The organism is Mycoplasmoides alvi ATCC 29626 (genome assembly GCF_000701785.1).
In the GTDB taxonomy this organism is placed as follows: Bacteria; Bacillota_I; Bacilli_A; order Mycoplasmatales; family Mycoplasmoidaceae; genus Mycoplasmoides; species Mycoplasmoides alvi.
The window spans coordinates 68,317-91,105 of record NZ_KL370824.1 but is presented as its reverse complement, the minus strand read 5'-3'; the positions used below and the strand labels follow the sequence as shown (position 1 = coordinate 91,105).

Genomic DNA, 22,789 nt, shown 5'->3' with positions numbered 1-22,789 from the left:
AAAGTTTGTGATTAAGAATTTTTTTATTATTAACATCTTAAATAAATATTTTTTTAAAATTCATTCGTTTAAGGATTTGAATCAAAATTGAAAAATCTTTTGATAAACAAATATAATAAGACAATTTTTAATACTTTTAAAGTAATAGGTTTGTATTATGTTTAAATCAAACTATCAAGTAAATCAGTTTATTTCATTAAGCAAAATTGATATTAGTTATACATCAGAAATAACTAAATTAAGAAAAATAAACAAGTTACATTTACCTTTTTTAACTTGAATAAATAATCAAGAATTTACTGATAATGAAACTTTATTATACATAAAGGAAAAATTATGAAAATGAAGTAAAAATGAAGAATGAACATTTGCTATTTTTTATAAAACAAAAATTATTGGTGATTTTCAAATTAGAAAAAGAATAAATCCTGTAGAAATTGAAATTGGATACTGATTAGATTATCATTATCGATTAAAAGGAATTATGACAAATATTATTAATTACATTTCACACATATCTAAAAGTTTAGGTTTTCAAAAAATTGTTATTATTACTGACAAAGCAAATGTTGCATCAATTAATTTAGCTTTAAAACTAAATTTTATAAAAGATAACCATACTAGTCATCAATATTCAGACAAATCATTGCTTGTTTTTACTAAAAATATTTAAAGTGAATTTTATAAAAATGTTTATTTAAAGTATAATTTTTATTAATCATGCGCCCATAGCTCAATGGATAGAGCGTCTGGCTTCGGACCAGAAGGTTATGAGTTCAAATCTTATTGGGCGCGCCATTTTTATAAAAACTATATTTTACTAAATGATCAAAAATACAACCACTAACTTTTTTAATTTTAGTGGTTGTATTTTTTAATGTAAAAATTAAATTTTAGTTAAATTAAATGATCATTTACTACCATTTAATAAATTTTCTGTTGCAACTTGGAAAGTTGAAGAACCTCCAAATGCTGAAATAATATCATACTTATTATTTGTTGTTCCTTCAGTTGGATCAATTTTAGGCATATAGTTATTTGCATCATTAAAAGTTAATGATAATTCATTCCCATTAATTGTTCAATTGTGAATTAATGAATCAGAATATTTGATTTCAACATTACCATTTAATAAAGTTGAATATTTTTGTTTAATTGAATTATCATCCTTTGCCTTAGGAATATCAGATAATTTAAATTTATTGTCTGTAGAAGCATCATAAGTTGTTTTTTTATCACTATTAATTGGTTTTGAGTCAAAAAAGAAAGGATCAATTAAATAACTTAAACCAGCGTCAGAAATTCCTACACCATCATTATTTAAATCGGCAATATTATTTCAACCAAAACCATGATAACCTGTTTGACTACCTGATGGTATATATTCTTTGTTGGTTTTAATAGCTTGTAAAACGGCATTAACACTAGTCTCAATATTTTTTAGAGATGAAAAGATTAGTATATTATCATCTTTACTTAATGGTTTTGGCATTGGTTTTTGTAATTCGGCAATATTTTCTTGTGCAGTATCAACACCAATAACAGCAACATTAGTTTGCTTTTGAGAAATTGTTCCAACAACTAAAGCAGTTTGAGGACCAGCAATAGGGAAAATTGCTTTTGCTCCTTTATCAATTAAATTTTGAGTTATAGTAATTGCTTTAGGTTGATTAGCATCAAATGATCCAGAAACAAATGAATCCATTGTATATGTGTCATATGGACTAATTCATTTAATGGGAATTGCATTGCCACCATCATCTAAAGTTATATGATTAACAATACTATTTCAATACATTAAACCAAGTCTGAATCCATTAAATAAAGATATAGTTGAATCTATTGCTAAACCAACAAATGAACTTGCACCTATTGATTCTGGCTTTTGCGAATAAAATAAATTTCAATTTTCATTTAAATAAACTGCTGTTGCTAATCCAACTAAAAAAGAACCTTCGTCGGCTCGATATGAAATACTAGCCACATTTCTAGGATTTGACTTATCATCTTTAGGCATTGCGCCATCAACAAATATGAATCCTGTATTTTCAAAAAGCTTTGAATTTTGATCATTTGTTTGCGTTATTTGTTGCAACGCTTTTTTATGACTATTACCAGCAGCAATAATAATATTGCTGCCATCATTTTTAACATTTTCATATGCACTAATTCTAGATTGATCTGTAGAACCAGGTTTTTTTCAAATACCATTCCCTTCTACAATATCAGAACTATTAGCATTAGGCACATTATTAATACCAAGTCCTTGATAAAAAGTTTTTAAACCATTATATGTCGATTCACTAAATGATTGATCAGCTAAAACAGCATCATTTTCAGAAACAACAATTTGTGCAGTACTTTGCCAAGAAGCACTAGAACAAGAAGTAGCAACTGCTGCTATTGAAACTACTAAAGCAGATAAACTACTAAAAAGTAAAATTTTAATAACATTTTTTTTGTAACCTTTTAATGAATCCACATTTTTATTTTTTGATACATAACTTTTAATCATATAAAACTGCTCTTTAATAATGTTCTAGGATAAATTTATGTTAGTTATTAAAAATTATTTAATAACTTACCCCCATTCAAATTATAAAGATATTCAACAAAAAATCAAAAATTAATTAAAAACTTAACAAAAAAAAGAAATTTTTAAAAGTTTTAACTACGAGTTATATCATAAGTTCATTTAGTGCCATCTAATAAAGTTCCTGCTGTTGCAACTTGGGTTGTTACAGTTCCACCAAAAGCACCATCAATTGTATATTCATTATTACCACTTGTTCCAGTTATAATTGGCATATATCTACTTATATCCCCAATACCTTGTGTAGAACTTGTATAATTAAGAGTTCATTTTAATTCTGAACCTTGAATTTGCCAATTTTTATCTTCTCCTAAACTAGAATATTTGACTTGAACATTGCCACCTAATAATTTAGAGTATTTTTGTTTAATTGAATTATCATCCTTTGCCCTAGCAATAGTTGATAATTGAACTTTATTTCCTTTTGAAGCATCATAAGTTGTTTTTGTATCATCATTAATTTGTTCTGAGTCAAAAAAGAAAGGATCAATTAAATAACTTAAACCAGCGTCAGAAATTCCCACACCATTGTTACTTAAATCAGCAATATTATTTCAACCAAAACCTTGGTAGCCTGTTTCACTACCACTTGGTTTAAATTCTTGACCACTTTTAATTGAATTTAATACAGCATTTACACTAATATCAAGATTTTTTAAAGATGAAAAAATTAAAATTTGATCATTTTTTCCATTTCGAGGTTTTGGCATTGGTTTTTGTAATTCAGTAATATTTTCTTGTGCAGTATCAACACCAATAACAGCTACATTAGTTTGTTTTTGAGAAATTGTTCCAACAACTGAAGCAGTTTGAGGACCAGCAATAGGGAAAATTACTTTTGCACCTTTGTTAATTAAACTTTCAGTTATTGTAACTGCTTTAGGCTGATTAGGATCAAATCCACCTGAAATATATGCGTCCATTGTAAATGCATTTTCTGGACTAATTCACTGAATAGGAATTGCATTGCCACCATCACTCAAAGTTATATGATCAGCAATACTATTTCAATACATCAAACCTAATCTAAATCCATTAAATAAAGATACTGTCGAATCTAAAGCTAAACCAACAAATGAACTCGCACCTATTGATTCTGGTTTTTGAGAATAAAATAAATCTCAATTTTCATTTAAATAAACTGCAGTTGCTAATCCAACTAAAAAAGAACCTTCATCAGCTCGATATGAAATACTAGCCACATTTCTAGGATTTGACTTATCATCTTTAGGCATTGCACCATCAACAAAAATAAAACCAGTATTTCCAAAAAGTGATTCATTAGAACTGCCTATTTGAGTCACTTGTTCTAAAGCTGATTTTTGATTAAAACCAGTTGCAATAACAATATTACTACCATCATTCTTAACATTTTCATATGCGCTAATTCTAGATTGATCTGTTGAACCCGGGCGCTTTCAGATTCCATTACCTTCAACAACATCTGAACTATTTGCATTAGGAATGTCACTAATTCCTAAATTACTATAAAATGATTTTAACCCATTATAAGCTGATTCACTAAATGCTTGATCAGCTAAAACTGAACTTGAATCAGACACAACAATTTGGGCCGTACTTTTTCAAGAAACACCTGCGCATGAACTTGCAATTGCAGCAATACCAATTGCTGAAGCAGTCAAACCACTAAATGTAGATATTTTTATTATTTTTTTGGTTTTTTTATTTATTTTATTTTTTTGGAATGAATCGATTTTTTTCATAAAATTACCTTATCAATCTAAATTAAAATCAAATCTAAGGAACCACATGATCAACAATTAAATAAATTCATTTTAATTATAATCAAGTTGTAAAAAAATGTTGTTTAAATGCTTAGTTATATTTTTTTAAAATTAAAAATTTTTTAAAAAATTTTTAATTTCATCAAAATTTAAAGCTGAACTAACCTTATCTGCTAATTGAAAGTAAACAATTTTATTGTTTTCATCTAAAATAAAAAGACTACGGTATAAAAGATTAGCATTATCAATAATTATGCCTAGTTCATGACCTAAATTCATTCCTAAATAATCAGAATACAAATTAATATTAGGAAGTTCATTAGAAATACATCAACGCCCAAGTGCAAAAGGTAAATCAACACTAACATTAATCAAAGAAATTTGTTTTTCTTTAATAAGTTCATATAAAGACTTAGTTTGAGTATCACAAATACCTGTGTCAATTGAAGGAAAACAAGAAATAATTTTTTTGCCTTTTAAACTATATAAATTTATAAAATTTAAATTTTTATCAATCAACTCAACATTTTGAACTAAATAACCAATTTTAACCTTTTCATTTTTTGGCTTTGTCAAACTAAACTCTCTAATATTTAAAATTTTCATAATAATAACCTTAAAATAAAATGCATCTTGACATTATTTTAAATGAAATAAGTAAAAAATGTTTATACTGAGTAAATGAATTTTAATAAATTAAGATTTATTGTTATGTAATTAAAATTTTGGTAATTTTAAAAAATTGATTGAGCAGCAGTAATTACAGCTACATTTATAATTTCTCGTACTGATGCTCCGCGTGACAAATCATTTATAGGTTTATCTAGTCCAACTAAAATTGGACCAGTAGCATTAAAATTGCCTAAACGTTGAGCAATTTTATATCCAATATTACCAGCATCAATATTTGGAAAAATATAAATATCTGGTCGCTTCTCTAAATTTAAATGGGGAGCTTTTTGTCTTCTTATATCATCAACATAAGCGGCATCAAATTGAATTTCACCACAAATTTGAATAGGCGTATTTTTAAAATGATTTTTAAGAATTTCACAAGCTTGCTTAACTTTATCAACTGATTCTCCAGATCCAGAATTTAATGTTGAATAACTTAACAAAGCAACTATTGGATTAACTATTTTCAAAACTTTAGTAGTAAAATCAATTGTGTTTTTTGTAATTTCAACAAGTTCTTCTGCTGTTGGATTTATATTAATAGCACAATCAGCAAAAATTAATTTTTCATTCATGCGTTCTAATAAAAATACACTAGAAACAAGTTTACTTAATATGCTAGTTTTAACAATTTGTAATGCAGGTTTTAATGTGTCTTTTGTTGAATATTCTTTTCCACAAACTTCACCATCAACTTCATTCATTTTAACCATTAATGAAGCCAAAACATTTGGTTTTTGAACTTCTATATAAGCTTGATCTAATGTCATGCCTTTTTCTTTACGTAAACTATACAAGAAATTAGCATATTTAGATAGATCTATTGAATCAATAATAATTTTTTGAATGTTTTTATGAATAAAAATTGGCACTTCTGTTTTTGTTTTAAAAAGTAAAACAGGAATAATAGGATAATTTCTAACTAAATCTTCAGCAGCTTGCTGAACATCCTTAGATCAACCTTCTACTAAAATAATTCTTGAAATCTTATTTGTATTAATAAGAAATTGACTTAAATCTTTAATAATTGAACTCATTTTAACTAATTACAACCTATAAATTTGTACAAATTTAAACATTTTTTTCTTCAATAATTCTAACAAATAAAGGCATTGCTGTGGAAACTAAAATGTTACTAATCAAACTAATATTTGATAAGCTTTCTATCGTTGTCATAGATTTATTAAAATTCATTTGCTTAAAAACTTCTTGTGATTTATTAATTAATACTGGTTCCAATAAAACAAAAATAGTTCTAATTGTAGCAGATGCTAAAAATAAAAGATTTGCTATTAATTGTTTGTTATCAGTTTTAAACAATTCTCATGGTTTTCTATTTTCAATTAATTTATTAACTGCATAAACAAGTTGTAAGCATTCATCAAATGCATTTTTGAACTTATTATTATCTATAAAACTATTTCATTTATCTGGTAAATTTTTAATTATTTCCATAAGTTCTAATTCATTTTCATCTAAATTATTAAAAGGAAGAATAATTCCTTTTTGGTATTTTCATAACATTCCAATTGTTCTATTAACCAAATTTCCCAAATTATTAGCTAAATCAGCGTTAAAAATATTTATCAATAATTTTTCACCACATCGATTATCTTGATCTAGTGACATTTCTTTTAATAAATAATACCTTACAGCATCATTTCCATATTTATCAATCCAAACATTAGGATCAATTACATTGTTTAATGATTTTGACATTTTATTTCCATTTTGATCAATAATTCATCCATGAGATATAAACTTTGTTGGCATTTTTAAATCTAATTTTTTTAAAAAAATAGGTCAATAAATACAATGAAAACGAGTAATTTCTCTTGATAACAAATGAATTTTTTCACATTCATCATTATTTCAAAATTTTTGAAACAAATAATCATCATTTGATAAATAGTTTAATCCAGTAATGTAACTAAATAATGCATCAAACCAAACATAAATTGTATGATCTAAGTTAATTGGAACTTGAATCCCTCAAGAGATAGATTTTCGACTAATAGATAAGTCCTTTAAACCAACATTTAAAAAATTATTAATCAATTCACTTATTCTAGTAGTTGGATAAATATTCATTTCATTTTGAATTAAAGTATTTTTAATTCATGATGAACAATCATCAATTTTTATAAAATAAGAATCTTCATTAATTGAAATCAATTTATGACCAATGGCACAATTATATGAATTATCTTCTTTCCTAGTAGCATTGGTTAGAGAATAATTTTCCTCACAATCGACACAATATCAACCTGATCATGAATCAAAAAAAATTGAACCACTATCATATAACTTGTTAAAAATTTTTTGTACTGCTAGTTTATGATGATCATCAGTTGTTCGAACAAATTTATCATAACTAATTTGCATGTGATTAAATAAATTTCTAAAATTTTCACTCTGTTGATCAACAAATACTTGTGGATTTAAATTTTCTTTGAGAGCTTTTTCAGCTATTTTTTTTCCATGCTCATCAGTGCCTGTTAAAAGAAAAACATCATAATTTCTTTGAAGTTTATATCGTTTTAAAAAATCACCCAAAATAATAGTAAAAGCATGTCCAATATGGGGTTTACCAGATGGATAAAAAATAGGAGTTGTAATAAAGCATTTTTTTTTAAAATTCATACCTAAATTATTTCTATTAAAATTTTATTTATCTTTTAATTTTTGAGCATTTTTGGTACTTGCACTATTTTCTTCATAATTTTTTAAATCTTTTTGATGTTTACTAATAAAATCACGAAGTTGAATCAAAATTAGATTTAAATTTTTTTTATCTTCTATAAGATTGTTAATTAATTTTATTCCATCTTCTTTAATTAAATTATCCAATAATTCAATGTAGTTTAATAATTTTATTAATGAATCTAAAGAGGGTGAGATTTTTTCAGATTTATATGACAAATCTTCAATTAAATAATCAATTTTTTTAACTGAAATGCTCATTCTTCTAAAAGCAATTATCATATAAATTACAAGAATAATTGCCAAAATAATTAAAATGATGACCGGAATTGTTCATCACTCAAAAGTCATTGAAATAACCTCACTTTGAAAAAATTTTTAACTATAAATTCCTTAAAAACATTAAGAACTAATTTTGAAACTCTTTTTCAACTGCTTTAATATAAGATTCAACATCATGGTTTTTTTGAACAAATTCAGATAATTTTTTTAAATCACTTTTAGAAAAATTAGCAGGTTTTGCATAATTGATAATAATAACTAAATCACCTGCACGATTGTTTTTGAATAGACTACGTTCATTGCTAGTTTTAATACCACCACCAGAAATTGTTATACATTCACCATTAGCAGTATATGGTTTCAAAGTAATTTCTTTATTACCATCTAATGTTGGAATCATAACGTTACCACCAACAATTGCTAAAATTGGATCCACCAAAGGACGAACAATGATGTCATTTTTATTTCGCTCAAAAATTTTGCTAGGTAAAACAGTTATACGTACATATAGATCACCTTTTTTGTCATTAAAAGAACTACCTTCATTTTTAATAACAATAACATCCTGATCATATGTCCCTGGCTCAATTTGAATTTTTCTATTAATTGTTTCGCCAATAACTTTATTTCCATTGCAATTGGAGCACTTCTTCGTAATAATTTTCCCTTGACCTTTACAATTATTACAAGTTCTTCTGGTTTGAAAAACCACAGCAAAAGGAGTTTTCTGACTTTGAACTACAAAACCCTTACCATCACATTTTGCACAAGAACTTATATTATTATATCCTGGTTCTGCTCCACTACCATCACAAGTTACACAAGTTTTATCACGAGAAAACTTAATATCTTTTATAGTACCTTTGGCAGCTTCAATGAAATTAATTTGAATATCAATTAATTTATTTAATTCAATTCCTTCTTGTTGTTGGTTTGAATGTCCTCCAAAGAATGATGAAAAAACACTTCCAAAATCATCATCCATATCCATATCAAAACTAAAACCTTCACCAAAAACACTATTAAAAATATCAAATGGATTAAATCCACCTTGGTGAAACCCTTGAGCATTAAGTCCTTCATGACCATGCATATCATAAAAACGACGTTTTTCAGGATCATCTAAAACTTCATATGCTTCATTAATTTCTTTAAATTTTTCTTCGGCATCTGGGGCTTTATTGCGATCTGGATGATATTGCATAGCAAGTTTTCTAAATGCTTTTTTTATTTCTTGTTGAGTTGCATTCCTGCCAACTCCTAAAACTTCATAATAATCGCGTTTTTGTGCTGCCATAAACAAACCAAAATAAATTGTTAAATTATAATAATTAGCACTCTAACATAAATAGTGATAATCTAAACTATTATAACAACAATTTATTTATTTTGTTTAATTGATAAATTAAAAATTATTAATACTTTATTTGTATTTAAAAAATAATTAAATTCAATGCATAAAAAAATAGGTAAAACCTATAAAAATAAGGTTTACCTAAATTTTATGAATAAAAATTATTATAAATAATTTACTTTTATAAAATCCAATTTAACAGTTGGAGTACCATCCATGCCTGTGTACTTATCAGCAATTGCCTTATTTACAGCATCAATTAATTCATCGAGAGTTTCATCATTGCTGAATTGCAAAGCACTTATATCAACAACCTTAATATTTGGGTATTTATTAATAAATCCTAAAATTTCTTGAACTGTATTATTAAAATTTAACTTAACATTGTCTTTTGCAGTAATTTTTACTTCAGTAATTGTAGATCAACCATTTTGATTTCAATCAAATCATTCATTAATTTGTGAATCATTAGAAGGTTTGCTGGAATTATCAGAGATAACTTCATTAGCAATTGGACCTTGGTTACCATCAGTTTCAACTGCTACATAAGCAATGTAAAAACGACCAGTACCATCAGTTAACATTGGAATAGTTACATTGTTAAATGAATAAATTCCAGTATTACGTAAGTTTCAAGAATAAATATATCCACCAGCAAAATCACCTTGGAAAGCACGTTCATGAATACGTTGTTGGTAAACAACATTTACTGCTTTTTGAAGATCTTCATTACTCATACCCTTATGAGTACTTAAGTCAATAGAAGTAAAGTATGAACTATAACCTTGTTCATAAATAATTGCAGCAGATTCTGGAATTTGCAATGGGTCAACTGCTTTATAATTTTGACTACTAAATTCAAGTTCTAAAACAGATGAAGGGAAAACAAAACCATTTAAATTAGAGTAATCACCACGAATTGATATTTTTTTAATGTTAGTATTGCTAGATAAATCTGGTAACTTATCTAAATTTGAATCACTAACACCTCAGAAATTAACTAAAGATGGGTTCACAGCATCAATTAGTTGGCTTAATACTTGCTTAGTTTGATCACCATAAGTACTAATTAAATTAGATAAACTAATGCTTAAACCAATAATCTTATCAGTTACACTTGGATATGCTGTTTTTAAAACTTCTGTAGGAGTGTATACTAAAATGTCAACTCCAATCATTTTATTTTGGTTGTGAGATGATAAATTAGATCTATTTAAATTTCATCCAGGATAAATAGAACGATTTACATCATCTCAAGTTCTACTTTCTGAATAACTATAGTAGGTGTCATTATTGTAAGTTAAAATTGGCATATATTTACGATTATTGTCAAAACATTTAGTTGTAACAATTTTTCTATGTGCACCATCCATGTCAATAACTTCACGAACTTCATTGTATTTTGGATCATAACTATTGTCCAATAAACCTTGACTCATTGCATCAACAAGTCCCATACTAGAATCAATGTCATTTAATCCATCTACAGTTATAGCTCTAGTTTGTAAAGATGATTTAACTTCCTTAGATCCTGAAGCAGAAAAAACTAAACTATTACTAGTCAAAGTTCCATCATAGTTATTAACAAAATTGTCATATGAATAATTAATTGGTGCCAATGAACTTCCTGATGGTTTTGATACATTAGGAATTGTTGAATTAGCATTATTAGTATGTGTGGATTGAATAATAAATGGAATTGAAATGCCAAGTCCAACTGCAGTAACCAAACCACTAAGTGTTAACAACATTACTTTCTTTGATACTTTAATTTTTCTACTAGACATACATTTTCTCCTCTCAAAAGTTTAGGTGTATGTAGTTTTAAGTATACTTGAAAAATCAAAAAAAACAATAATGCTATAAAAAAGACATCATTTAAAACTTAAATAAAAAAAAGCAAAAAATAACTACTAAACTAGTAGTTATTTTTACTTTAAAATTTGAATCAAAAAACTAAGCAAATAAAATTATTAGACAACAAAAAATTATTCCTAAAAAAATCCCAAAAATCATTAAAGAACAAAAACAAATAGCATGAAACCAATTAAACTTATCACTACTTCTTTCGTTTTCATATTTATTGCCATCATTATTATCAATTGAAACTTCTTTAAGTTTATTATTATCAATTGCAATAACGATAGTTGTATTGTTTTCTTTTTTGTTACTATTTATTTTCATTAAACTAACGTGCTTTAGTTATCCTTAAATCATTATACATGCCACAAGAACAAACACGATGAGCTTTTTTTATTTTTCCACACTTTTTACATGCGGTCACAGTAGACAAAGTAAGAGCATCATGTGAACGTCTTTTATCACGACGATGTTTACTGGAACGACGTTGCTGAACTGCCATTACTCAATACCTTCCTTAATGTTAATTTAAAATTATAAAATTACTTAATTTCAATAGTTGCACCAACAGCTTCAAATTTTTTCTTAAATTCAGCTGCTTCCTCAGGTTTAATTCCTTCTTTAATTGTTAATGGACATTTTTCAACTGCAGTTTTTGCATCCATTAAACCTAAACCTGAAATTTCACGGTAAAGTTTAATTACATCAATTTTCTTGTCTCCTGCATTAGTCATAATAACATTAACTTCAGAACTTGCTGCTGCAGTAGGAGCAGCAGCTGCAGCTACAGGGGCAGCAGCTGAAACGCCAAATTCTTCTTCAATTGCTTTAATGACATCATTAATTTCAACTAATGTCATTTCTTTTAAACTTTCAATAAATTGTTCTTTGGTCATTTTTGCCATATTAAAGTAAACTCCTTAAATAAAATTAGATGATATAAATAAATTTATTTCTTTTCGCCAATTGCTTTCATTGCATACATAAATTTTCGTAAAGGTGCTTGCATTACAGATAGTAACATGCTGTAAAGTTCATCACGAGTTGGCAACAAAGCAATTTGCGTTAGTTCATCAATAGATAAAACTTTATTTTCTAAAAAACCAACTTTATAATTAATTTTTTCCTTATCTTTAACCAATTTATAAATTGCTTTAATTGGTTGAAAAGCATCTTTAATGCCAAAAACAATTGCTACTTGACCTGTTAACTTGTCAGCTGGAATGCTAATGTTACTTTGTGCTAGAGCGCGAGTAAGAATATTGTTCTTTAGAACAAGCATCTTGTTACCAACCTTTGTTAAACTACTACGCAATTCACTAGCTTCCAAAGCAGTCATTGTTGTATACTCAAAAACAACAAATGATTTAGCACTAGACAAGAGATTAATTACTTCATTAATTTTTTCAATCTTTGCCTGAATGACTGCTTTCATTCTAACTCCTTAAGCAAATATATTTTTTAACAATAACAAAAAAATTGCTTTACTTACAATGTAAGACCAAAGCAATTAGATTATTCAAAATTAAACTTGAATTTCACCTCGGCAACAATTTAAAACATAAATACTGTTCGTTGCTTTCTTTGGTTATTGCATTCTCCATTGTATCATAAAAAATTAATTTATTACTTAAATTAAACCTGTTAATGATTCAGAAACATAATCTGCTATTTGTTTGGCAATTGCATTTTGAATTTTTATCAAGCGTGTTTTTTCATTATCAACAAAATCAATAAATTGCTTAAAAGTTAAATAAGAAACACAAAACTCATCAATAACATCTTGATTTGATTTAAACAAAACAAGCAAATCTTCAAAACTATCACATTTTGATATCAAATTTAAGTTATTATAAAAATATTCTTTAATAGTAGATGTTTCTAACAATGATGATGGCGCTATCAAAGACATAATTGAATTTAATTTATCTAAATCAAAATTCATATTAGCAGCACCATCAGTTTCAAAAATTTCTTTAATGAAAACTAATTTCATATTTTGATTTGTACAAATTTCATTTAATATCTTTACTGCTTTTTGCACATTGTTTTGATAGTTAATTATCGCCATTTTTATCCTAAATTCTACTTTAAAACTCACTTACAACTTATTTTAGACACAATAAATTTAATAGAAATTTATTACATCTATCTATAAATTTTCGGAAGTTATTATAAATCATTTTAGAAAATATTTAAAAAAATTAAAATCTTTATTTCAAAATTTTTATTTTTACAAACATTAACAAAAAAAATATGTTAATAATTCTGATAAACATTTCACTATATTTTTTTAAAATCAATCAATTATTTGAAATTTGTAAAAATAAACTTAAACTTCGTGTAAAATTTATGCAGTTTTTTAACTTAAATATATAATCTATATTGTCTTCCTTTCATTTGAGGAATATAAATTTTAAAGGAAACATTGTTAAATTTATGCTATCAAAATCAGAAATATTAAAAATTATTGCTGAAATTACAGGAACTAATCATAAGGTTGTTGGAAATATTTTTCAAGCTTATACTGATTTATTAAAAAATGAATTAAAAAAAGAAGGTGCAATTAGATTGCCAAACATCGGTAAATTTAAAGTATCACTTTCTCAAGAAAGGATAGCAAGAAATCCACAAACAGGAGAACAAACTAAAATTTTACCAAGAGCAAGATTAAAATTTGCTCCAATCAAAGATATAAAAGATACATTAGGAAAACTTAAATGGGAATATGAAAAAGAGGAAGAAAATTAAAATTTTGCTTTTTCCAAAGTAAGTTTGTCTAGAATTTCTTCAAGATCTAAAATTCCAGGATAAATCAATTCCAATAAAAATCCTTTGCTTTCAAAAAAATTTATTGGAATTGATTTTTGTTTACTTGAATTAATGAATTTTAAAAAATCATTAAATTTTAATAAATAAAATTTTTCATAATCTTGAAAATAAGTTATAAAAAATGTAATTGCACCAAATTTTACAACATTTTCCATGTGCTTAATTTGATGAGATTTAATGTTTACTAATGGTAAACTATTGCCTTTTGTTTGCTTAGCTTCAAAATCAAAATATCTTCCTTTAAAAACACCATAATAATCAGTTTCGGTCTTTGAATTAACTCATCCTTTAACATGATTTCCTGTAAAGGAATAAATTTTAATTGGTAAATTTCGCTTAAACAAACAAGCAATTCCTTTTGATGAATAGTATTCAATTGTTCTATTAATTATTGTTTCTAAAAACATTCCTCGATTAGCATTCATAATTTTACTTATCTATTTTTTTAAAAATTTCTTTATACTAGTTTCATCAATAAATTTATCAAATATATCTTTATCGTTTTTATAAGTTAAAAAATCTTTAACTTTTCCATAATCTACTCAAATAATCTGAGAAATTTCTTTAACCTGTGGAATCACTACTATATTTAATTCATTTTTTGGTTGAAACCAAAAATATGTAACAGTTTTTTGAACATTTGAAAATGGTTGATAATTACTTGTTCATTTTAAATTGTTGCTAGCTAAAACAACATCTAAACCCGTTTCTTCTTTAATTTCACGAATTGCTGTTTCAATTAAATTTTCATTTTTTTCTACATGTCCTTTAGGAAATCCTCAATAACCATTGTAACTTTTAGTATGCACTAATAAAATATCAATTGATTGGGTTTGATTATTAAAAATGGAAATAATTCCACCAGCAGCAATTTCTTTTTTTAAAGTATTTTTTTCACTATTTATTTTATTGGACATACTTTTGCAACATTTCGCGCATAATTTGACTAGCCAAACTAGGATTTGCTTGTCCATTAGTAGCTTTCATTAATAATCCTAAAATCATGCTTTCAACTCTTTCAGGACGATTTTTATAGTCTTTTTGAATTTTAATTTCATTATTTAGAATAATAGGTTCTAATAAAGAACGTAATTTATTTAAATCAGTGATTTGTTCCATTTTTAAATCAACAATCAGAAAACTTGGTTTTTTCTTAGTCTTATAGGTATGCTCTAAAATAACTTTTGCTTGTTTTCCATTGATTTTTTGATTTTCTAACAACATAATCATTTCAACTATATTATCTAAGTCATCAACTGTAACATTCTTTTCAAAAGTATAATTGTTTTCATTTAGTATACCTAATAACTCAACCAATAATCATTTAGATGTTTCTTTAAAATTTTTAGTTTTTTCAGCAACATAATTAAAAGCTTTAAGTAATGCAATATCATCTAACAAAAGATTAATTTTTTGTGTTTCAATTCCAACTGATTGCAACTGACTAGCAATTTCAATTGGATAAACAATTTTATTATCACTATATATGCTATCAACTCAAATTTTATCCAACTGAATCTGAATAATATTAGGTTCACGCATATATCTATAATCAATATCATTACTTTTATCACGCATATAAATAGTTTTATTTGTAACATCATCATAATGCATTGTGCTTTGAATAATTGGTTTACCTAATAGTAGTGACTCAATTTGGCGATTTGTTTCATACTTAATGGCTCTTTCAATGTTGTTTAAAGAATTAACATTTTTAATTTCAACACGAGTTCCAAACTTATCAGAACCAACTGGTCTAACAGAAAGATTAATATCAGCACGCATAGATCCAGCTTCCATTTTTGCATCTGAAATATCATTATGAATTAAAATGTGACGTAAAGTTGTTAAATATAGTTTAACTTCTTCAGCATTATGAAAAATAGGATCAGTAACAATTTCTATCAAAGGGGCGCCAGCGCGATTATAATCAAGAAATAAATGATTGTTAATGTTAAATTGCTTGGCAGTATCTTCTTCAAGGTGAAACCTTTGAATTTTAAATTGATATTTTTTCTTGTCACTAAAAACTTCAAGATATCCATTTTGAGCAAAAGGATGGTATTGCTGAGTAATTTGAAAACCTTTTGGTAAATCTTGATAAAAATAATTTTTACGGTCAAATCTTAATAAATAATCAACATTTTCCATGTTTAATGCTTTGGCTAAAATTAAAGCTTTTTTAACTGCAGCTTTGTTAGGTTGTGGCATTGTTCCGGGCAAACCTAAATCATTAATATGTAAATTTACATTTGGATTAGCATCATGATTGTTCAATGCTGATGAAAACATTTTAGTAAGGGTATTTAATGCAACATGAACTTCAATGCCAATTACAGTTTCAAAATTAAACATTAATTATCCCCTTAATATTAATTAAATTTTCAATTTCATATGCAACTTTTAAAAGTAAATCATCATTAAATTGTTTAGCAGTAAAATTAACACCTAAAAATAAATTTTTATAACTCTTTGCAAAAGGAATTGTAATTGATGGAGCACCTGCAAAGTTAGATATTTGTAAAAAATCATCAATAACATTTGATAAAGGTTTTTTGTTTTCCAAAACATCTTTAACCAAGGGGGCCAATGAAGAAGCTCCAATTGACATAATGACATCAACATCTTTTAGCAAATCATTAAAATGATTTATTAATTTAGTTCTAACTAACTTAGATTTTAAAAAATACTTATCAAAATTTTCTTTTTTTAATGCGAAAGAACCAATTGTAAAACGTCTTTTTAACTGTTCCCCAAATAATAGATCTCGCGCTTTCCCTGTAACTTCTTCATAGCTTTGACCTTCTAAATGTTTACCAAATGGAATTCCAGTAAAACTAGAATAGCAACTAACTGCTTCAGAATAAGAAATAATTTTATAAATAGGGTCAATTGCATTAATTAATTCCATGTCAAGTTGCAATGGAATTAATTCAATATTAACTGAACGTAATAAATATTTAAAACGATTTCAAGCACTTACAACTTGTTCATCCATTAAATTTTCTAAAGATTCAGGAAATCCTATTTTAAATTTAACATTTTCTTTTTCTAGATTTGTGAATAATTTTTTATTAAATTTTTGACTACTAAAATCATTTTCATCATATGCAATAATTTCATCACCAACAATAGCAATGTCAGCAACTGTACTAGCAAAAATCCCAACATGATCTAATGAAGGGGCATAAGGAAATACACCATAACGAGAGATCAATCCATATGTTGGTTTGTATCCAACAACACCACAAAAACTAGCTGGTCGGCGAATTGAATCACCTGTATCAGTACCAATTGCAAATGGAACCGTTCCTGAAGCAACTGCAACTGCACAACCAGATGAACTACCACCAGCAATATGTTTAGGTTCAAATGGATTGCTAACAATTCCATAAGCTGAAAAAGAACCAGTGCCTCCTAAACCAAATTCATCCAAATTTGATTTACCTATTAAAATGGAATTACTTTGTTTTAACAAACGGTAAACTGTTGCATCATATGGAGGTAAATAAGTTTCTAAAAATTTCGAACCACCTGTTGTAATAATGTCTTTTGTTGAAATGTTATCTTTTAATACATAAGGGATGCAAGTCAATAATGATTTAGAAAAATATTCCTCACTATGCAAATGTTTAGCTAATCTTAAACTTTCAACATGATTTATGTTTATCATAAAATTAGTTTTTTTAAATTTTTTGCATAAATTTAAAGACTTTTTAATTAATTTACTAGCAGATAAATTGTTGCTTTTCAATTTTTGATGTAAATCAATAATCTTTGATTGCATTCTTAATACACCTTAACAAGACCATTTTCTACCAATTCTGGACAACGCATAATATCAGCAATATTATCAGATCGTTGAATTACATCTTCACGTAGATTATGAGCAGAAATAGAAATTGGATAATTTGAAGGTTCTAATCCTGTAGTATCAATTTTTAACACTTTTTCAAATTGAGAAATAATATCATTAAACTCTAATTTAAGTTTTTTTAATTGATTCTCATTTAAAGAGAATAAAAGTGATTCACTACATTCAATAATTATTTTTTCCAAATTATGCATATTTACCTCTTTAAAACTTAAATTCTCATACTTTGTTGAAGCTCTTAAGTCCTCAATTAATTCACTTTCATAATTATATTTAACAATTGGTCCAATAATTAAAAGTACAGGATAAATAACTAAGATATCCAAAGCAATCAAAAAGAACATTACAAAAAATCTTAATATTACTCAAAAAGTATATGGTTGACTTGTAATTTGTGCATCAAAAATTGGCAAAAACAAGACATTAACAATTAAACCTGCGCTTGCAGCTAAAGTAATTGTACTAATTAATGGTGTATACCATTTGTTTCTTACAACTAACCAAATTCTATTACTATGATTACCATGTTTATATGATCTATATTTAAAATTTGTTAAAGCAAAACTATGATATCGATTCCTCATGTGTTGAACTATATAAACAATTCATATAATTATAATAAATAAAATTGTTGATGCAATTAAGGCACCCAAAAATTCTCATTGACTAAAATGCAAATCATTAATTAATCCCGGAAGTGATACAACAAATCCAAGTGTTTTTAAATTAGGAACATTAATAAAAACAGCAATAACAATTGAAGTTGATAAAATTAAAAATAATGTTGAAAAAATTGCTAATAACAAATCATGATATTTTGATAACTTAGATGTAGTAATAACAGAGCGAATAACACCAGCAATTAAACCAGTTAACATAGCAGCAAGAAAATAACCATAATGAAAAAAACCAGCTGAAAGAGCAACAGCTAGCAAATCAATACATGCTCCTGAAATTAAACCTACAATTGGACCAAACAATAATCCAGAAATTTTAACTAAAATAACTTCAATTGTAACTCTAGTTCCGGGATAAGAACGAAAAATTACACTAGCAACTCCCCCAGTAATTGCCATAATGATAATAATGATACTAACGGCCATGGCAATAGTCATTGCAATATTAGTCATTCCTTGAACACTAACCCTAGGAATAATGTAATAACGTTTTTTATGAATAAAATAAAAATATATTTTTTTAAAAAAAAGAAGTAAGAAAGTTGAACCAAAAAGTATAGCAAAAATAACAATTGCATAAACAGGACTAACCTGAACAGAATCAATTTCTCTTATCAATGAATTATTTAAAATAGAAATATTCATAAATACAATTTTACCAACTAATTTTTGTTTGATTTGTTTGATTCAAATACATATTAATTTTACTAAAAGGTTTAGTGTTAAAAAAATTCTTTGCACTAAATGGTGAAGGATGTGCTGAAACAATAAAATATTTAGGTCTTAAAGGTAAAATCATTTCTCTTGCATGTTTGCCTCAACACACAAAAATTACTTCTGGTTTGACCTGTAATAAATTAAATAAAACATGACGTACTAAATTTTCTCAACCAAAGTTATTATGACTTAATGGTTCATGCGCTTTAACTGTTAAATTTGTATTTAATAATAAAACACATTGCTTTGCTCAAGATATTAATGAGTAATCTACTAATTTGATGTTTAAATCATTTTTTAACTCAATTGCAATATTACGAAGACTAGGAGGCAATTTTGCATTATCATTAATTCCAAAAGATAAACCATTAGCTTGATTTATATCATGGTAAGGATCTTGCCCCAAAATAACAACCTTAGTTTCTTTCATGTTAAAAAAATTAAAAGCATTAAAAATTTTATTACTTGCGGGGAAAACTTCTTGTTTCTTATAAGCTATGTTAATATGCTTATTTAAATCAAAAAAATAAGGTAAATTTGTTTCTTTTAACAAACAACAAGTTCAATCTGTCTTAATAGATTTAATTAATTCTACAAGCATAAAAAATTTAAGTTTAATCTTTACTAATATCTTGAACAAAAGGAATTGAATTATTATCAACAATTAAAGCTTTAAAATATGATTTGTAATAATCTCCAATTGTAAAATTTAAAGGATTATTTTGATTGCCTAAAACAGTTGATGTTTGCGGAACAGTTAAAATTTTATTTTTAATATTTGTAAGTGATGGATTTGTATTGGTAATTTGATTAATAAATGCAGAGGATTGTGCATTTGCTCAATTACTATGACCAATAAAGGTTTTACGAATATCTTCTGGAGTTGCAGAAGATTCATTGGCTAGTTGAAATTGCTCTTTTGATAAAATTTTAGATTGATCAACAAGGGTGGTCAATAAATTTGAATCTAACTTTAAAATGTTAGGTTGACTTTTACCATTAACCAAAGTAAATGTATCGTTTGTTAATCATGAAAGTGGCAAAAATGATTGAACAATTGATGGTGCTAATGTATATGTTACTTTGGAAGATTGAGTTTTATCTGGATTATCTTTAATATCATTGGCTGAATAAAGAATTGTTGCAACCATATCTTGCATTGTTAACTTATATGCATATGAAGTTAAAGTTTCATTAAAAGTATTTTTAAATGCATTATCTAAAAGATTTTTATTATTTTTGCCAACAGAATCAACTGGATTTGCGACAACAATTTGATTTCTAGATGGTGATTCACTACCCATATCTACTCCAGCAACATAAAAACGGAAATAAATGTTAATATCAGTAACTGCAAAAATCTTACTTAAACGATTATTGACAGAGTTATCAGACATAGCTTTTGCATCAGTTGTAATGTCATTAGCTTCATTTTTAAACAAAGTGTTATTTTTGCGCACATCATAAATTGATTTAGTTGTATCAATAGTTCCAGTTGAAGTTAATTCTTTAAAATTAAATGATAAATCAGAAATACCAAATCCGATATTAGTATCATTATTAGCAATTAGCAAATTATTAGACATTGATTTATAAAATTGACTATTATCAAAACTAACTGGTTGATTTTTATCATCAACAAACAAATTAATTCGATCATCTAAATTAGGCAAAGTTTTGTTGTAATTACTAACAATTGTTGCAAAAATACTTGCAGGAGAAACTAAATTATAAGCAATAATATTTGCTAAATTACCATACAAAGCTGAAAATGATGAATCGACTTGGTTTGTTAAACCTTGTGGTTTTGCAGTGCTTCCTGCAGAACTTTTATAACTTCATTGACTAATACTACTAGTTTTATTCTTAGATAATAATGAATAATGAACATTAATTTTTTGATTAGCTTGTTGTTTTTGTTCATCAGTTGTTGGATTAGGAAAAAGTGATAAATCATTAAATTCAGCAACCATTGTTAAATATTTATTTGAAGTAGGTGCTCCACAAGATACCAAGACTAAAACAGGAATTAAAGAAAAAGATGAAAGAGTAATCATTCTTTTAAGGAATTTTTTAGATTTTTTTTGCATTTTGTTTACCATAAGATTAATTTAATTTGGAAATAAATTTACCAATTGTTTTTTGAAAAGTTAATTCTGCTTTTCCAGTAGCACCATTACGGTGTTTTGCAATAATAAATTCCATATCAACAATTTCATTATTTGCATATAAATCATCTTCATTGTTATCAACCATATGTAAAAAACAAACTAAATCTGCATCCTGTTCAATTGCTCCAGATTCCCTTAAATCTGATAAAATTGGTTGATTGTTAGCTCCTCGCCTTTCTTCAATCTTTCTTGATAATTGAGCAATTGCTAGTATTGGTAGTTTTAACTCTCTTGCTAATGATTTTAAACTATGAGAAATCATTGAAACTTCTTGTTGACGACTCATATTAGAATTACTTCGCATTACTTTAACTAATTGTAAATAATCAATAACAACTAATTTGATCTTTTTTGTGCTAGCAATTTGTTGTAATCGACTACGAATTTCTGTTAAAGAAATGTCACTTGAGTCATCAATTAAAATTGGTAAATCTTTGATTTTATTTAAAGTCATTACAATTTGATTGCTAGAATCAGCATCTAAATTTTTCACATTAGCTAAATTAAAACTTACCATTGATTCTGATGAAACAATTCGGTGAACAATTTGTTCACCTCCCATTTCTAAAGAAAACATTACAACAACTTCATCTTGTTCCAAATCTTTAGCAACATTAACAATTAAATTAACAGCAAAAGCTGTTTTGCCACGTCCTGGACGGGCAGCAAGAATAATTAAATCTCCTGGTTGAAAGCCATTAGTTAAATCATCAATTTTCTCATAGTTAGTTTTGGTTCCAGTTGTAATACTATCTAAATAAGAACGTTCAAATTTGTCTTTATAAGTATTAACATAACCTGAAATTGGAATTGTAGAATTTTTACTTGTACTCTTAATTATATTTAAAAAACGTTGTTCGAAATAAACTAGTTGATCATCAAAATCTAAAAAACTAACATGAGTTTCTCTAATCTCTTCACTTAAAATTTTTAAATTTCTCAAAATAGCTGCCATCTTAACAATTTGGATATAATTGTCTATGGCAGATGGATTTGGATTCTTGGTGGCTAAAATATTAATATGATGCTTTAAACTATTAGACAATTGATTTTCAAGATTTAGATTATCATTAACAATTGTAAAATCAAATGGTTCATTTGCTTCATATAAAGAAAGCATCGTATTAAAAATTAAACGATAATCAGCAATACTAAAATCATTTGAAGTTAATTTTGAAAACACATTTGACCCGTGTACAGAGTTTTTTAATAACAAACTTAATACATTTTCCTCAGATTCATTACCAAGTTCTGGTGTTATTTCTGGTGATGTTAACTTGCTATCATTAACTTCTTGGTTTTGCAT

The 22,789-nt window shown here is 26.4% G+C and carries 23 protein-coding genes, 1 tRNA gene and 1 other annotated feature; of the genes, 3 read left to right on the top strand and 21 right to left on the bottom strand.

Annotated features, from left to right (window positions below; genetic code table 4):
• Positions 1-157: 157 nt before the first annotated feature.
• Both T383_RS0102540 and T383_RS0102535 read left to right on the top strand, forming a co-directional pair.
• Positions 158-673: a GNAT family N-acetyltransferase gene (locus tag T383_RS0102540; RefSeq protein WP_033160112.1), complete on the top strand. Its 516-nt coding sequence runs from the start codon at positions 158-160 to the stop codon at positions 671-673.
• A gap of 49 nt (positions 674-722) precedes the next feature.
• Positions 723-798, top strand: a tRNA-Arg gene (locus T383_RS0102535).
• Between the two features lie 88 nt (positions 799-886).
• On the opposite strand, the gene T383_RS0102530 is transcribed toward T383_RS0102535, so the two are convergent.
• From T383_RS0102530 to T383_RS0102470, 13 genes are all read right to left on the bottom strand, one after another.
• Entirely contained in the window at positions 887-2,515 is a 1,629-nt protein-coding gene (locus tag T383_RS0102530; RefSeq protein WP_033160111.1) for a BMP family lipoprotein, read from the bottom strand.
• Positions 2,516-2,667: 152 nt separating this feature from the next.
• Positions 2,668-4,317, bottom strand: coding sequence for a BMP family lipoprotein (locus T383_RS0102525; RefSeq protein ID WP_033160110.1), 1,650 nt, complete (start codon positions 4,315-4,317; stop codon positions 2,668-2,670).
• A gap of 132 nt (positions 4,318-4,449) precedes the next feature.
• On the bottom strand, positions 4,450-4,944 hold the full coding sequence (locus T383_RS0102520; RefSeq protein WP_052664034.1) for a redoxin family protein: 495 nt from the start codon (positions 4,942-4,944) through the stop codon (positions 4,450-4,452).
• A 128-nt stretch (positions 4,945-5,072) separates the two neighbouring features.
• Positions 5,073-6,050: a phosphate acetyltransferase gene (gene pta / locus T383_RS0102515; RefSeq protein ID WP_033160109.1), complete on the bottom strand. Its 978-nt coding sequence runs from the start codon at positions 6,048-6,050 to the stop codon at positions 5,073-5,075.
• Positions 6,051-6,084: 34 nt separating this feature from the next.
• Complete coding sequence (gene metG / locus T383_RS0102510; RefSeq protein ID WP_033160108.1) at positions 6,085-7,656, bottom strand: methionine--tRNA ligase; 1,572 nt, start codon at positions 7,654-7,656, stop codon at positions 6,085-6,087.
• Positions 7,657-7,680: 24 nt separating this feature from the next.
• On the bottom strand, positions 7,681-8,067 hold the full coding sequence (locus tag T383_RS0102505) for a hypothetical protein (RefSeq protein WP_033160107.1): 387 nt from the start codon (positions 8,065-8,067) through the stop codon (positions 7,681-7,683).
• A gap of 58 nt (positions 8,068-8,125) precedes the next feature.
• Positions 8,126-9,295, bottom strand: coding sequence for a DnaJ domain-containing protein (locus T383_RS0102500; protein WP_033160106.1), 1,170 nt, complete (start codon positions 9,293-9,295; stop codon positions 8,126-8,128).
• 221 nt (positions 9,296-9,516) lie between these two features.
• Positions 9,517-11,139 carry an IgG-blocking protein M gene (locus tag T383_RS0102495; RefSeq protein WP_033160105.1) on the bottom strand — a complete coding sequence of 541 codons (1,623 nt, stop codon included), beginning with the start codon at positions 11,137-11,139 and terminating at the stop codon, positions 9,517-9,519.
• A gap of 169 nt (positions 11,140-11,308) precedes the next feature.
• On the bottom strand, positions 11,309-11,536 hold the full coding sequence (locus T383_RS0102490) for a hypothetical protein (RefSeq protein ID WP_033160104.1): 228 nt from the start codon (positions 11,534-11,536) through the stop codon (positions 11,309-11,311).
• Between the two features lie 4 nt (positions 11,537-11,540).
• Positions 11,541-11,714, bottom strand: coding sequence for a 50S ribosomal protein L32 (gene rpmF / locus T383_RS0102485; protein ID WP_033160103.1), 174 nt, complete (start codon positions 11,712-11,714; stop codon positions 11,541-11,543).
• A 40-nt stretch (positions 11,715-11,754) separates the two neighbouring features.
• Positions 11,755-12,117 carry a 50S ribosomal protein L7/L12 gene (gene rplL / locus T383_RS0102480; RefSeq protein ID WP_033160102.1) on the bottom strand — a complete coding sequence of 121 codons (363 nt, stop codon included), beginning with the start codon at positions 12,115-12,117 and terminating at the stop codon, positions 11,755-11,757.
• A 44-nt stretch (positions 12,118-12,161) separates the two neighbouring features.
• A complete protein-coding gene (rplJ, locus tag T383_RS0102475) occupies positions 12,162-12,647 on the bottom strand; it encodes a 50S ribosomal protein L10 (protein WP_033160101.1) in 486 nt (161 codons plus the stop codon).
• A gap of 29 nt (positions 12,648-12,676) precedes the next feature.
• Positions 12,677-12,818: a sequence feature (ribosomal protein L10 leader region), on the bottom strand.
• A gap of 24 nt (positions 12,819-12,842) precedes the next feature.
• Positions 12,843-13,283, bottom strand: a complete 441-nt coding sequence (locus tag T383_RS0102470; RefSeq protein WP_033160100.1) for a DUF1951 domain-containing protein — start codon at positions 13,281-13,283, stop codon at positions 12,843-12,845.
• Between the two features lie 368 nt (positions 13,284-13,651).
• Between T383_RS0102470 and T383_RS0102465 the strand changes: the two genes are divergently transcribed.
• Positions 13,652-13,963, top strand: a complete 312-nt coding sequence (locus tag T383_RS0102465; RefSeq protein WP_052664033.1) for an HU family DNA-binding protein — start codon at positions 13,652-13,654, stop codon at positions 13,961-13,963.
• Here the strand turns inward: T383_RS0102465 and recU are convergent.
• The 8 genes from recU to dnaB are packed head-to-tail and all read right to left on the bottom strand — an operon-like array spanning position 13,960 to position 22,789.
• Complete coding sequence (recU, locus tag T383_RS0102460) at positions 13,960-14,469, bottom strand: Holliday junction resolvase RecU (protein ID WP_052664032.1); 510 nt, start codon at positions 14,467-14,469, stop codon at positions 13,960-13,962. The two genes, T383_RS0102465 and recU, sit on opposite strands and share 4 nt — an antisense overlap.
• A 12-nt stretch (positions 14,470-14,481) precedes the next feature.
• A complete protein-coding gene (locus T383_RS0102455) occupies positions 14,482-14,961 on the bottom strand; it encodes a bis(5'-nucleosyl)-tetraphosphatase (RefSeq protein WP_052664031.1) in 480 nt (159 codons plus the stop codon).
• The gene (gene gatB / locus T383_RS0102450; protein WP_033160098.1) at positions 14,951-16,399 is read right to left on the bottom strand and encodes an Asp-tRNA(Asn)/Glu-tRNA(Gln) amidotransferase subunit GatB; all 1,449 of its coding nucleotides are present in this window, start codon (positions 16,397-16,399) and stop codon (positions 14,951-14,953) included. The genes T383_RS0102455 and gatB overlap by 11 nt, the downstream gene beginning before the upstream one ends.
• A complete protein-coding gene (gene gatA / locus T383_RS0102445) occupies positions 16,392-17,831 on the bottom strand; it encodes an Asp-tRNA(Asn)/Glu-tRNA(Gln) amidotransferase subunit GatA (protein WP_033160097.1) in 1,440 nt (479 codons plus the stop codon). Before gatA ends, gatB begins: the two co-directional genes overlap by 8 nt.
• A 2-nt stretch (positions 17,832-17,833) precedes the next feature.
• Positions 17,834-19,240: a hypothetical protein gene (locus T383_RS0102440; RefSeq protein WP_052664030.1), complete on the bottom strand. Its 1,407-nt coding sequence runs from the start codon at positions 19,238-19,240 to the stop codon at positions 17,834-17,836.
• Positions 19,241-19,250: 10 nt separating this feature from the next.
• Positions 19,251-19,913 carry a uracil-DNA glycosylase gene (locus T383_RS0102435; protein WP_033160096.1) on the bottom strand — a complete coding sequence of 221 codons (663 nt, stop codon included), beginning with the start codon at positions 19,911-19,913 and terminating at the stop codon, positions 19,251-19,253.
• A gap of 13 nt (positions 19,914-19,926) precedes the next feature.
• Positions 19,927-21,402: an MG095/MPN233 family lipoprotein gene (locus T383_RS0102430; RefSeq protein ID WP_033160095.1), complete on the bottom strand. Its 1,476-nt coding sequence runs from the start codon at positions 21,400-21,402 to the stop codon at positions 19,927-19,929.
• A gap of 16 nt (positions 21,403-21,418) precedes the next feature.
• Positions 21,419-22,789, bottom strand: coding sequence for a replicative DNA helicase (gene dnaB / locus T383_RS0102425; protein WP_033160094.1), 1,371 nt, complete (start codon positions 22,787-22,789; stop codon positions 21,419-21,421).